The organism is Gilliamella apicola, from assembly GCF_000599985.1.
In the GTDB taxonomy this organism is placed as follows: Bacteria; Pseudomonadota; Gammaproteobacteria; order Enterobacterales; family Orbaceae; genus Gilliamella; species Gilliamella apicola.
Window position 1 is genome coordinate 2,573,262 of the sequence record NZ_CP007445.1, and the last position, 13,179, is coordinate 2,586,440.

The 13,179-nt window shown below is 34.1% G+C and carries 11 protein-coding genes; 3 read left to right on the top strand and 8 right to left on the bottom strand.

The window, feature by feature from the left end; all coding sequences use genetic code 11:
* Nucleotides 1-2 precede the first annotated feature (2 nt).
* Complete coding sequence (gene mukE / locus GAPWK_RS11530; protein WP_038518477.1) at nucleotides 3-725, bottom strand: chromosome partition protein MukE; 723 nt, start codon at nucleotides 723-725, stop codon at nucleotides 3-5.
* A gap of 43 nt (nucleotides 726-768) precedes the next feature.
* The gene (gene mukF, locus GAPWK_RS11535) at nucleotides 769-2,091 is read right to left on the bottom strand and encodes a chromosome partition protein MukF (RefSeq protein ID WP_025316379.1); all 1,323 of its coding nucleotides are present in this window, start codon (nucleotides 2,089-2,091) and stop codon (nucleotides 769-771) included.
* A 322-nt stretch (nucleotides 2,092-2,413) separates the two neighbouring features.
* On the opposite strand from mukF, the gene GAPWK_RS11540 reads away from it, so the two are divergent.
* The gene (locus GAPWK_RS11540) at nucleotides 2,414-3,136 is read left to right on the top strand and encodes a DUF4198 domain-containing protein (RefSeq protein WP_025316380.1); all 723 of its coding nucleotides are present in this window, start codon (nucleotides 2,414-2,416) and stop codon (nucleotides 3,134-3,136) included.
* A 122-nt stretch (nucleotides 3,137-3,258) separates the two neighbouring features.
* Here the strand turns inward: GAPWK_RS11540 and uriT are convergent, their stop codons facing one another.
* The 3 genes from uriT to rbsK are packed head-to-tail and all read right to left on the bottom strand — an operon-like array spanning nucleotide 3,259 to nucleotide 6,815.
* Entirely contained in the window at nucleotides 3,259-4,647 is a 1,389-nt protein-coding gene (gene uriT, locus GAPWK_RS11545) for a uridine transporter UriT (protein ID WP_038517520.1), read from the bottom strand.
* Nucleotides 4,644-5,600: a uridine-preferring nucleoside hydrolase UriH gene (gene uriH / locus GAPWK_RS11550; RefSeq protein ID WP_025316381.1), complete on the bottom strand. Its 957-nt coding sequence runs from the start codon at nucleotides 5,598-5,600 to the stop codon at nucleotides 4,644-4,646. Before uriH ends, uriT begins: the two co-directional genes overlap by 4 nt.
* A gap of 21 nt (nucleotides 5,601-5,621) precedes the next feature.
* A complete protein-coding gene (gene rbsK / locus GAPWK_RS11555) occupies nucleotides 5,622-6,815 on the bottom strand; it encodes a ribokinase (protein ID WP_025316382.1) in 1,194 nt (397 codons plus the stop codon).
* Nucleotides 6,816-7,179: 364 nt separating this feature from the next.
* On the opposite strand from rbsK, the gene pntA reads away from it, so the two are divergent.
* Entirely contained in the window at nucleotides 7,180-8,712 is a 1,533-nt protein-coding gene (gene pntA / locus GAPWK_RS11560; protein WP_025316383.1) for a Re/Si-specific NAD(P)(+) transhydrogenase subunit alpha, read from the top strand.
* A gap of 15 nt (nucleotides 8,713-8,727) precedes the next feature.
* Entirely contained in the window at nucleotides 8,728-10,116 is a 1,389-nt protein-coding gene (pntB, locus tag GAPWK_RS11565) for a Re/Si-specific NAD(P)(+) transhydrogenase subunit beta (protein WP_025316384.1), read from the top strand.
* A 60-nt stretch (nucleotides 10,117-10,176) separates the two neighbouring features.
* Here the strand turns inward: pntB and GAPWK_RS11570 are convergent, their stop codons facing one another.
* From GAPWK_RS11570 to oxyR, 3 genes are all read right to left on the bottom strand, one after another.
* Nucleotides 10,177-11,214 (bottom strand): alpha/beta hydrolase family protein, encoded by a 1,038-nt coding sequence (locus tag GAPWK_RS11570; RefSeq protein ID WP_025316385.1) that lies wholly within the window; start codon nucleotides 11,212-11,214, stop codon nucleotides 10,177-10,179.
* Nucleotides 11,215-11,408: 194 nt separating this feature from the next.
* A complete protein-coding gene (gene fabR, locus GAPWK_RS11575; protein WP_038517523.1) occupies nucleotides 11,409-12,053 on the bottom strand; it encodes an HTH-type transcriptional repressor FabR in 645 nt (214 codons plus the stop codon).
* Nucleotides 12,050-12,982 carry a DNA-binding transcriptional regulator OxyR gene (gene oxyR / locus GAPWK_RS11580; protein WP_025316387.1) on the bottom strand — a complete coding sequence of 311 codons (933 nt, stop codon included), beginning with the start codon at nucleotides 12,980-12,982 and terminating at the stop codon, nucleotides 12,050-12,052. Before oxyR ends, fabR begins: the two co-directional genes overlap by 4 nt.
* Between the last annotated feature and the right edge of the window lie 197 nt (nucleotides 12,983-13,179).

Sequence of the window (13,179 nt, forward strand, 5' to 3'; positions counted from 1 at the left end):
AATTATTCTATCTCCTCATTAACATCTTCGTCTTCATTATTATCATCTAAGATAAGTGATGATTCTATCTTAATTGCTTCGCCATCACGGATTAAACGCAGTTGAGCTTCTTGCGCATCATCACTACTACGGACTTCAGCACCAAAACGAAAAATTGATTCATTAATGCGAAAACGGCTACTATCATTACCAACAATGAAGTAAATCATACCAAGTCTACGTAATCGATTTAAAGCTGTTTTAACTTTATCAAATAATTTTTGACGATCTAAATCAGATCCAGTAGAACGCTGATTAACTAATTTAAGCAATTTATTTTCATCGGCTAATGAAATTAGTTCTTCAAACAACTCTTGCAACGTAAAGATCCCTTCATGTGCTAATCGTTCAGGGCTTAAATAAAGGTAACAAAGCACTTTACCAACTAGCATTTCTAATTCAGATAATATTGAACGAGGAATTAATGTTGTTGAGCGAGGTCGAAGATAAAAAAATCCTTCTGGTGCTCTTATTAATTCAACGTTATACCGCTGGTAAAATTGTTCAAGTTCTAGTTGAAAGTCCATTAAAAAGGCATGATGATCAAGCTCATCAATGCCAATATGACGCCCAGAACGTAAAGTACTATCAAGCTCAGGAAAAATTGGATTTGCAATTGCTTGCGCCAATTTAACTGGCATATATTTATCAATGGATGCTTGTGAACTTGCCGCTATGCGTTCCATAACTTCATCAAGATGATGTGCTGTTTGTCGTGTTTCAAAATCGTTAGTATCTGTTGATGACATGTGCTTGTACCTTAGCTCCATAATCGTTAATAGGTTTCCATTCGCTAGGTATACCGAGCAAATCATCTTCGGCAATACCAAGTCGAATAGCCTGATCGATAAATAACCTTGCTATATCAAAATGTTGTTCGCGTGGAAATTGTGCCAAATAGCTACAAATTGCAATACCAATATCAAGTGGTTTATTTTCTTGTTTAAAAATCAATAAATTTTGTTCAATATGTCTAATAATATGTTCTTGAATCTCTTCAATCATTTCAAATTCAAGTTCTGAAGGTAATTCACCAGTAACTTCTGCGTCGTGTAATGCGAGTTCTTCATCACGCATATCGAGCAAACGATCAGCATTTGCAAACGTAAGAGACCATGGTAAATCAAAGTAACTCTGAATTGATTTACGTAACCGTTGAGAAAATACACGGTTTTTATCTAAATCAATCGCTGTTCTAATAAATTTATGAACATGTCTATCATAACCTATCCAAAGGTCTATCGCTTTTTGCCCCCAACCAATAATTCGATCTAATTTACTTTGTAAATCTAGTACTACATTGTTTATTTTATCAAGTTCAGGATTATCAAGCGTTGCATCTTGAATTAATAACAAACTGGCTTGTAGTTTATCGCCTGCTGCAGCTAAAGTATCTTGCAACTCACGAAGTGTTTGTGATGTCTCTGTTAATAATCCTTCACAACTACTAATTGCTGCCTGCCAATCTTGGCTTAATAAAGCAGATATATTTTGCTTAACTTCAGCTTGTTGCTCATCCATAACTCGTTGTGTTATATCAATACTATCAAAAATTTCAGCTACAGAATATTTTAAAGGGGCAAAGACATTTCGATGCCAATGTAAATCATCCCCTCCTTCGACTGCTGCATCTGCAGCACGTTTCAATTCTTGTGCCACAATAGATAATTGAATGGATAAACGGAGTGACGAAAACTCACGCTGTCGAATATAATAATCAGAGATCCCTATTCCAAGAGGAGTTAAACGATAAATCGAATAACCATCAGTCATTTCACTTGCAAAACGTGTAATTAAACGCTGACGCACTAAATCATTAATGGCATTATTAGCTCTTACAGTGATAGTATCTTCGCTTTGTTCAAAAATCTGTGAAACATGTCGAAAAGCATCAATTAATTCCGATTCAGTCATTTCACCATCAAAGCGCTCGCTATTTAATACGGCAATAGCCAATAAAAAAGCTAACCTTTCAACAGGTAAAGCAATTGAAAAATCATTCTTTTTTGCCCAAGAGACCAATTCAGGTACTGATTGGGAAAAATCCATCATAGAGGTTTCCTTAGATTAACGTATCGTTTTATGTAAAAGTACCTTAAAAAGTTTAATAAACGCAATATATAGTTTTAAAGACAAAATATTACCGATTATATAACAATTTGTAATAGTTAAAAATAACCAAACTTAAGATTTATCATTAGGTGATTGAATATAAACAGTAAGTGAACATTTATTTATCTAGCTTCATTTTAGATTCTATATTGCTTTTATCAAATTTATCCTATCTATTACCTATGCTCAGCTTGACATTACCAAATATCAAAATAATAATGATAATTATTATCATTTATATTTAAAAATAAAGGAGATTTGTATGCATAAAATATTTTTTTTAACTCTATCGGGATTTGTTACTTGCTTTATAACTCAGACGGTCTTTGCTCATGGTATCTGGATTGCCAATCGTGTTGATCAAAAACAGATTATTTTAGGTGAAGGCCCATTGGATAACGGTTACAACCCAGATACGGTAAAACAAATTCATGCCTACACAAATGATTGGGTGCCATCATCTATCATAAAAAAAGATCACAGTAATTATGTGACTGTTGAACCATCCGATAAAATATCAGTGGTAACGATTGATTTTGATTACGGCTACTGGACGCAAAATGCACATGGAAAATATATCAATTTACCAATGAATCAAGTCCAAGGCGCCACTACTGGTACTCATGCTATAAAATATAGTGTAAATTATTTATCATCTGTAACTAATCCTAAAATCATTAAAGATATTCCATTACAAATCGTACCTAACATTGATCCAACTAAATTAAAACGTGGGGACACATTACCTATTACTGTTTATAAAGACGGTCAACCTCTTGCAAATGTTCCTGTAATTATTGATGTAGTGAATAATTTAGATCAAACTATAAAAACCGATAATAACGGAGAAGTTGATATTATTGTTCCTAATCAAGGTTTAAATGTTATTGGTGTTGAAATTGGTTTTCCAATTGAAAAAAGTAATTTAGCAACCCAAAACAAATTCTTCACAACTTTAGTTTTTACTTTAATACCAGAAGAGTAAAATATAAGTTTTCGAAAAACATTAAACAGTAGCAAGCCAATAAAGAGACTATTTATTAAATGCACTCAGAGTTAAAAATCCTAGATAGTATTATCTAGGATTTATTAAAAATATAATATTTTTTATAACTCTGCATTAATAGGTCTAGGAATTAGAAAGCTACAAAGTAAAGCTAAAATAGTAATAATTAATCCTAATAATATACCATTGAAATAACCAGTTAATGTATTGGCGTTTACCATTTGTATAGCGGGTAACAATGCAAAACTTAATCCTGCACCTAAATTAAATGCGCCTGCATTCATACCCGGTAAAAAACCTGGATTACTTGATGGCGATAAAACAATACCTAATCCATTTAAGATAATATTAGCCATTCCTGCGTAAAAAATACCTAATGCTATAACGCAAATAGACAAAATTGTTAAGGAATGAATACCATAAAACATGATTACTAAAATACTAATAATACAACCCAATAAACCTAATTTTAATACTTTATTATATCCCATCGTTGGAGCTAAACGACCTGAGAATGGACCAACAAACCAACCGATTAATGCATATGGAGTAAGAAAAATAAGTGAAGCCCAATCAGGATCAAGTCCAAAACCTATTTCGTGGTTTTGTGCTATTGACATAACTAAACCATTTACTATTGCAAAAATACCTGTCATGGTTAATGTTGTTGTTAACAACAAAGCCCAAGTTGCTCTTCTTTTCAAATGTTCAATTGTAACCAAAGGTTGTTTATTACGTTTTTCGGTATGCCAAAATAACATAAAACAAACAATAGCAAACAATGTAAGTCCAATGACATAAAACCAATTGGCATTGCCAATATTACCAGCCTCATTAAGAGCTAATAGTAAAGCTGCGATAGTAAGTACAATAAATAAAACACCTATCCAATCCATTTTAGTTCCAGCTGACGGTTTTGATTCTGGAGCATAACGATAGACAAAATAGGTTGAAATAGTAGCAACGACAGCAATAACCCAAAATACTGAACGGAAACCAAAATATGTAGCAAGTAAGCCACCCGCAATTGCATCAACACCAGCAATACCTCCATTTACTGCGGTAATAATTCCCATTAACATACCATATTGTTTGGCATCTTTTACTTCGTAACTAAGCATTAATAAACAAAGTGGTACAACAGGGCCTGATACACCTTGTATAATTCGAGCAGCATACAATACTTCTATATTAGGTGCTAATGCTGCAAGTATTGTACCTAATGTCATAATAAGCAACATAAAGGTTAATACTTTTTTACGACCTTTTATATCACTCAAACGTGGTAAAAATAGTGAAAATAACGCTGCTGCAGTAAAAAAAGAGGTTTGTGATAACCCTACAGCGGCATCATTGGTTCCTAACTCTTTAGCTATTGTTACCAATACCGGACTTAGCATACTGGCGTTAAGTTGGAAAGCAATGCATGCAGCAAGCAAAGCCATCATCAGTGTAAATACACTTGATTTCTCTTTACTTTGTTCATTCATAAATTAACCTCACCTATTCGTTTCAGGGAATCTACAATTAAATCCCAAAAACCAGTATGATCAAGTTCAGTTGCAACCTGTGTATGACAATTATCATCAGGAGGGAAACGAAAATCAGCCACAGTCATTCCTAAAGTTAATGTCCCTGTCAATTCAATATCAACCGGCACTCGTTTAGTTTTTATTAATTCAGGATTAATAACATAAGCAACAGCGCAAGGATCATGGACAGGAGGATAAGTAAAACCTTGGGCTTGTTTATACATTTTTCCAAAAAACTCTAACATTTCCAAAACAAATTTAGCAGGTTTTGTTTTTATTGCTTTTATTTTTTCTATTACTTCAGGTGTAGCTAATGCTTGATGAGTAAGATCTAATCCAACCATAGTAACTGGCCATTTTTCATTAAATACTATATGAGCTGCCTCAGGATCTATTTTGATATTAAACTCAGCAACGGCACTCCAGTTACCAACATGGTACCCACCACCCATCAAAACTACTTCTTTAACTCTCTCAACAATTTTAGGTTCTTTACGTACCGCCATTGCAATATTAGTTAAACCTCCTGTTGGTACCAACGTTACGGTTTTAGGTGGATGTGACATGATGGTGTCAATAATTAAATCTATAGCATGCCTTTTATCTAATTGAATGATTGGTTCAGGTAAAACTGGGCCATCAAGTCCAGAGTCACCATGAATATCAGGCGCAATCTCTACATTTCTAATTAAAGGTCTTACAGCACCAGCAGCAAAAGGTACATTAGTTATATTAGCAATGCGTGCAACAGATAATGCATTGCGAGTTACTTTATCTAATGTTTGGTTACCTACTACTGTAGTGACTGCTAGCAATTCAATATTTGGATTACCATGGGCTAATAAAAGAGCGATAGCATCATCATGACCAGGATCGCAATCAAGGATAATTTTTTTTGGCTGATTTATCATAAATCGGTTCCTCTAATAAATTTATTTATTTTCCATTCGTTTAAGTACATTTTGATGGGATGGCATATTTGATGCACCTTCACGTTCGACCGCTAAAGATGCAAAAGCTGAAGCATAAACTGCCGATTGATAGAGAGTTTCTCCTTTAGCCAATGAGGCACAAAAAGCACCATTAAAAGCATCACCAGCACCAGTAGTATCAATAGGAACAGCCAAGAAAGGCTTAATATGTTGATGATGTTTACCATCAAATATAAGCGAGCCTTTACTTCCTAAAGTAATAATTACTGTTTGGATACCCAATAAATATATTTTTTCTGCGGCAAGCTTGGCACTATCGAAATCATTAACCTCAACTCCTGACATTAAACTTGCTTCAGTTTCATTAGGAGTAATAATGTCGATATAAGGTAATAACTGTTGAATATCTTTTGAATATGGAGCAGGGTTAAGGACAACTTTAACACCTATAGTTTTAGCTAATTTCATTGCATTTAAAACAGCATCAATATTATTTTCAAGTTGAACTAATAGAATATCAGATTGTTTAAGATAACTTTCTAACATTACAATTTCTTTATCAGTAATTGTTAAATTAGCGCCAGGGTAGATGGCAATCATATTTTCGCCATTCTCTTCAGAAACATAAATAACCGCATTGCCTGTAGGTTCTTTATCTGATTGATACAAAGTAAACGAGTTAATTTTTGATGAAGAGAGATGATCATGAGCAAATTGACTAAATTGATCCGTTCCAACTTTTGCGACAAAATGAACTTTTGCATCAGCATGACTTGCAGCAAGAGCTTGATTTGCTCCTTTTCCACCTGGACCAAGCATACTTTTTTGAGCTAGAATAGACTCGCCACCTTTAGGAAATCTTGCCACCTGCGCAACAATATCAACATTAAATGAACCTAAAATACAAACATTTCCATTCATTCTGTCTCCTCGTTTTTTAAATTTTTGTTTCTCATATCTTGTCATTAATAAGGTAATACATTCTTTATCAGTAATATTGCTTACAAGTCTGTGCCTTTTAATCATAGCCCCACCGTAGCAACGAATAACTAATAATTGTTGATCCAACATATTGAGATCTTTTCTAATAGTCTCTTTAGATACTTTAAATATTTCTGAAAAAAATTGGACACTACCTTTTTCATGTTTATCTAAATAAGCTAAAATAGCTTTTCGTCTTTCTTCTAAGAACATAAGATAATCCTCTAAATGAGCCATTCAAAGTATAACTTTGTTGAATCATAAAAAGAGTGATAATAATCATAACTTATGAGATAAAACAGAAGCAAACGGAACTATAAATGTTTGAGTTCGACTGCTCTAAAAATAATAAAATAAATAAAAACCATTAATTTTCATTATTATCTAACCTATTATTAATTGTTATCAGTCAAACAACTTTATTTTCTGTTTAAAAGATAAACGTGCGCCAAGCTATCATAAAAAATAATAATTTAATTTCGATAATAAAAAATAAATTCCCTACTCGCTATGACGCTATTTTGTGCTAGAATCAAAGCACTATCACCAACTCACTTTAACATAAGGATGAAATGCAATGCATATCGGTATACCTAAAGAACGGTTAGCCAATGAAGCTAGAGTTGCAGCAACTCCCCAAACAGTTGGACAACTGTTAAAACTTGGATTTACAGTCTCTGTCGAACAAGGTGCAGGGCACGCTGCTCATTTTGAAGATCAAGCATTTATTGATGCTGGAGCAACAATTCAAAATAATCATGATATTTGGCAAAATGACCTTATTTTAAAATTTCATGCACCAACAGATGAAGAAATTTTACTAATGAAAGAGGGATTAACTCTCATTAGTTATATTTATCCAGCCCAACATCAAGAACTTTTAGAAAAACTTGCAGCTAAAAATATAACTGTAATGGCTATGGACTGTGTTCCACGTATTTCACGCGCTCAGTCACTTGACGCATTAAGCTCAATGTCTAATATTGCAGGTTATCGATCTGTTATTGAAGCAGCAAATCAATTCGGTCGATTCTTTACAGGGCAAGTAACAGCTGCAGGTAAAGTACCGCCAGCAAAAGTTTTGGTAATTGGTGCAGGTGTTGCAGGCCTTGCAGCAATTGGCGCAGCAGTTAGTTTAGGTGCTATTGTTCGTGCATTTGATACACGTCCAGAAGTTGCAGAACAAATTAATAGCATGGGTGCTGACTTTTTAGAATTAGATTTCGAAGAAGAAGCTGGTTCTGGTGACGGCTATGCAAAACAGATGTCTGCTGCCTTTATTGAAGCTGAAATGGCATTATTTGCTGAACAAGCAAAAGACGTAGATATCATTATTACTACAGCTTTAATCCCTGGTAAACCTGCACCAAAACTTATTTCGAAAGAGATGGTTGAATCAATGAAACCGGGTAGCGTTATCGTTGATTTAGCAGCCTTAACGGGAGGCAACTGTGAATTAACTAAACCTGGCGAAGTATTTGAAACAGATAATAATGTTAAAATTGTAGGCTATACTGATTTAGCTAATCGTATGCCAGCTCAAGCATCTCAACTTTACGGGACTAACATAGTTAATTTATTAAAACTGCTTGCTAAAGAAAAAGATGGTAACATTGATATTAACTTTGAAGATGTGGTTATTCGTGGCGTAACTGTAGTCAAAGATAAAGAAATCACTTGGCCTGCACCACCAATTCAAGTATCGGCTCAGCCTCAGAAAAAAGCAGCCGAACCTATTGCAAAACCAGAACCAAAACCAATGGATCCTCAGAAGAAATATGGGATTTTGGCGTTAATTATTCTTGCTTACTTCTGGTTAGCAAACTCAGTGCCTGAAAGCTTCTTAGGACATTTTACTGTATTTGCACTATCTTGCGTTGTTGGATATTACGTAGTTTGGAATGTCACCCATTCTCTACATACACCACTTATGTCTGTAACGAATGCTATTTCCGGAATTATATTAGTTGGGGCTATATTGCAAGTCGGCGATGATAATGGCTTAACTACGGCAATTGCATTTATTGCTATTTTGATTGCTAGTATCAATATTTTTGGTGGATTCTTTGTTACCCAAAGAATGCTAAAAATGTTCCAACGTGGCAAATAAAGGAGAGAATCAATAATGTTAAGTAACGGAATTATTCAAGCAGCCTATGTTATTGCTGCATTACTTTTTATATTCAGTTTACGAGGTCTTTCCAATCAAGAATCAGCCAAGTCAGGAAACATCTATGGTATGATCGGTATGGCAATAGCTCTTATCGCAGCAATTGCCAGCATAAATGGTGGGCTACACTGGATCATTATTGCCATGATTATAGGTGCCGCTATTGGTTTGTACCTAGCAAAAAATGTTGAAATGACACAAATGCCTGAATTGGTTGCTTTGTTACATAGCTTTGTGGGTATGGCGGCCGTTCTTGTTGGAATAAACAGCTTCTTAGATCCGCACATGGTTGCAGCAAATGAAGTAACAATTCATTTGGTTGAAATTTTTGTAGGTGTATTTATCGGCGCAGTTACCTTCTCAGGATCAATTGTAGCCTTTGGAAAGTTAAATGGTAAAATTAGTTCAAAACCATTATCTCTCCCAAATAAACACTATCTCAATCTAGCGGCAATAGTTGTATCAGTTATCTTGATGTTTACATTTATCAATGCACAAACCGGTGTAGGCGCCCTAGTTTGTTTACTTATCATGACAATTATTGCACTAGTGTTTGGTTTCCACCTTGTAGCATCAATTGGTGGTGCGGATATGCCTGTAGTTATCTCAATGCTTAATTCCTATTCTGGTTGGGCGGCAGCAGCGGCAGGCTTTATGCTACAAAACGATCTTTTAATTGTAACAGGTGCGTTAGTGGGTTCTTCTGGGGCAATTCTTTCTTATATCATGTGTAAAGCAATGAATCGCTCATTTATCAGTGTTATCGCTGGTGGATTTGGAAGCGACGGTAGTGCCGCGAGTTCATCTGATGAAGAACAAGGTGAGTATCGTGAAATGCAACCTGCCGAAGTTGCACAAACATTAAAAGAAGCTCGTTCTGTTATCATCGTTCCAGGCTATGGTATGGCTGTAGCTCAAGCACAAGGTGCAGTAAGCAATATTACTGAGAAATTACGTGCAATGGATATTGAAGTAAGATTTGGCATCCATCCTGTTGCTGGCCGTTTACCGGGTCATATGAATGTATTATTAGCAGAAGCAAAAGTACCTTACGATATTGTATTAGAAATGGATGAAATTAATGATGACTTCCCTGATACTGATGTTGTTTGGGTAATTGGTGCTAACGATACTGTTAACCCAGCAGCTGAAGAAGATCCAAATAGCCCTATCGCAGGTATGCCTGTTTTAGAAGTATGGAAAGCCAAAACAGTCATTATTTCTAAACGTTCAATGAATACAGGTTATGCTGGGGTACAAAACCCACTATTCTTTAAAGAAAATAGCTATATGCTATTTGGTGATGCTAAAGATAGTGTTGAAAAAGTATTACAAAATTTATAATAGTTGATTATTATAAACATGCTAAATGAACTGCGACTTTTGTCGCAGTTTTTTTGAGTATTAATTTTTATTATTTGAAAATATATCTGACAAAAAGTTAACTACAAGATGAGTGATTTCACTATGTATTTCACTTCTCTGGCGAATTCCTCCATCTTTACAAATAATTCCTTCACCTTGTTTTTCTTGGTTTAATATCTCTATTGCATTAGTTTTACATATTTGGATAAAACTAAAATGCATTGCATCCGGAATAGTAATATAAGTGGAAGATGACTTTGCTAAAAATTGTTGAAGGTAGCCCGATTCAAGTTGAGCATTTGTATCATCTAGATCAATACCTGCACCAATAATAAGAGAAGGTATTTTAATTTCTTGCAAGCTTTCAATTGTAAATCCTCTTGTCAAACCGGCATCTAAAGATATGAAAGCTTTTATTCTTGGGTCTAACATACTTTTATTCAACTCTGAATTTGCTAAACCAAGTTCAGATAGCAAATGACAACCTTTCAAATAAGAATGTATCTTACAATCCTGATTAAAGGAATTAGTCGAAAATCTAGCGCCAGAAAGCGCTATTACAGACCAACCACCAAGAGAATGCCCTATAGCGGCAATCTGATTAAAATTAACAATATTTGAAAATGTTTGATTGCCAATTAAAGCATCAATTGTTTTACTTAAATCTTGCGGACGTAACCATAGTTTAGATGATTGTTCAATATTACGATCAAATATGGTTGTTCCTGGATGATTGGGAGCAGCAACAATATAACCTCTTAAAGCAAGTTCATTAGCAAGCCAACTTAGATTTTGCCAACTTCCACCATAACCATGTGAAAGCAAAGCTAATGGATATTTAGTCGTACTGATTTTTGGTTCAGCATCAAGAGTAACTTCATGACCATAAAAAATAGCATTTTCTGCAACAGTTATTGGATGTTGATTATTATTAGTTGGATACCAGACAACAATGTCTATAGGCCTACCATCTTGTATATCATAATGAATTTTCTTAAAACCAATATTTTCTGATGCAGAACAGATAAATGGTAAAAACAAAATAAAAAAATTAAGCAAAAAGTAGAGTTTAACCATTAAATTAATTCCTATTAAATATGCAACTATTTTTAACTTTAACAATGACACTTAATTAACGATATAATAAATTTTATAACTTGTTAATCAATAGTTTATTTTATTATGTTAGGAAATTAATAAAAAGAATAGTGATTTAATTCTTGTCAAAAAGTTTCAGATTAACTATACGTTTTAGTATAAAAAACTAGTAATTAACGTTTTCCTTGTTTAATTAATTCTTTGTGATAAAGATAATAGGCACCACGAGAAACCATTCGAAGCTGGAAAATAAGATCTTCGATTAATTTTTGACGTTGAACGATATCAAAATCAATCGCTTCTGCTCCTGCATTAAAAGCAATGGTTACCATTGCTTCAGCTTGTGCTACGTTATAATGATGAGGCATTTGATTAGCATTATCCAAATAATCAACCAATTCTTCAATAAAATGTTGAATTTCTCGTGCGATAGCTGAACGAAAGGCTGATGATGTTCCAGCCTTTTCACGAAGTAATAGTAAAAAAACTTTGGGATTTTTATCTATGAACTCAATAAATGTTGTTACAGAAGTACGCAACACACTACCACCTTTTTCAATACGTTTTCGTGCTTGTCGTAACAATTGGCGAAGAGTTAAACCACTTTCGTCAACCATAGCTAAACCTAATTCATCCATATCACGAAAATGTCGATAGAATGATGTTGCAGCAATACCCGCTTCCCGAGCGACTTCACGTAAACTCAAACTAGCAAAACCCTGCTCTGCATTCAATTGATTAAAAGCTGCATCAATTAATGATCGACGAGTTCTCTGTTTTTGCTGTGCTCGTACACCATTTGTTTTAATATTTTTCATTTTAAATTTGTTGACGCTAATAAACGTTCTTTTTCGGCAAATACTTTTGGCATATGTTCACGAATCGTTTTTGCAATTGTTTCATAACGTGAACGCAAAGGTGAACCAGGTCTATAAATCAAAGCAATGCTACGTACTGGGACAGGGTCAGTACATGGAATATAGCAAATATTATCTCGCATTCTTTCATTTGGGGCTGCTAGCTCAGGAAATAAGGTTATGCCACGACCAGCAGAAATCATACTACGCAAGGTTTCTAAACTAGTTGCTTTAAATTGTTTATCTTCATCAATACCTACTTGAAAACAATATCCCATAGCATGTTCACGTAAACAGTGCCCATCTTCCAACATTAAGAATTTTTGACCTTTTAAATTAGAAAGTTTAACTGTTTGTTTATTTGCTAACTCATTATTTGCTGGAACAGCTAAAAACATCGGCTCATTAAATAACGGTAGTTCTATAAATTGCGCTGTTTCTTTTACTTGTGCAATTATCGCACAATCTAACTTGCCACTTTCAAGTTGAGCCACAATATTAGCTGTCTGCGCTTCGTGTAAATAAAGCTCTAATTGAGGGAAAGATTCATGCAGTACTGTTATTACATGTGGTAATAAATAAGGAGCAATGGTTGGTATTAAACCAATATGCATCGGACCAGACATCTCTTCTCCTTGGCGACTAGCCATCTCTTTAAGGATCTGAATATTACGTAATATCTCTTTAGCTTGTTCAACCAGCATCATTCCTGTCTGAGTAAATAAAACTTTGCGACTAGTACGTTCTAGTAACATTACACCTAGTTCATCTTCCAATTTTCTGATTTGTCCACTTAAAGTTGGTTGACTCACATTGCAAGCATCAGCAGCTTTACGAAAATGACGAAATTCAGCTAACGAAACAAAATATTCCAAATCACGAATATTCATAATGTCCCCAAAATAAGTTATCAGTTAATAGTGTATACTCAAACGATTTTTATTGGTTAATTCTGCTTTGAAAAATTAACATATTAAAAATATAACTTAAATATTTATCATGTTATTTATACAAACGATTTTCTACAATAAATTAAAAATCTTTGAATATAGGTTAGTTAATCATAATTAGATAGTAAAATTACACA

Excerpts from the sequence above, each read along its gene's own strand:
- mukF (WP_025316379.1), bottom strand. The coding sequence starts at position 2,091 with ATGATGGATTTTTCCCAATCAGTACCTGAATTGGTCTCTTGGGCAAAA.
- fabR (WP_038517523.1), bottom strand. The coding sequence starts at position 12,053 with ATGAAAAATATTAAAACAAATGGTGTACGAGCACAGCAAAAACAGAGA.
- uriT (WP_038517520.1), bottom strand. The coding sequence starts at position 4,647 with ATGAATGAACAAAGTAAAGAGAAATCAAGTGTATTTACACTGATGATG.
- uriH (WP_025316381.1), bottom strand. The coding sequence starts at position 5,600 with ATGATAAATCAGCCAAAAAAAATTATCCTTGATTGCGATCCTGGTCAT.
- GAPWK_RS11540 (WP_025316380.1), top strand. The coding sequence starts at position 2,414 with ATGCATAAAATATTTTTTTTAACTCTATCGGGATTTGTTACTTGCTTT.
- rbsK (WP_025316382.1), bottom strand. The coding sequence starts at position 6,815 with ATGTTCTTAGAAGAAAGACGAAAAGCTATTTTAGCTTATTTAGATAAA.
- pntA (WP_025316383.1), top strand. The coding sequence starts at position 7,180 with ATGCATATCGGTATACCTAAAGAACGGTTAGCCAATGAAGCTAGAGTT.
- oxyR (WP_025316387.1), bottom strand. The coding sequence starts at position 12,982 with ATGAATATTCGTGATTTGGAATATTTTGTTTCGTTAGCTGAATTTCGT.
- pntB (WP_025316384.1), top strand. The coding sequence starts at position 8,728 with ATGTTAAGTAACGGAATTATTCAAGCAGCCTATGTTATTGCTGCATTA.
- GAPWK_RS11570 (WP_025316385.1), bottom strand. The coding sequence starts at position 11,214 with ATGGTTAAACTCTACTTTTTGCTTAATTTTTTTATTTTGTTTTTACCA.
- mukE (WP_038518477.1), bottom strand. The coding sequence starts at position 725 with ATGGAACGCATAGCGGCAAGTTCACAAGCATCCATTGATAAATATATG.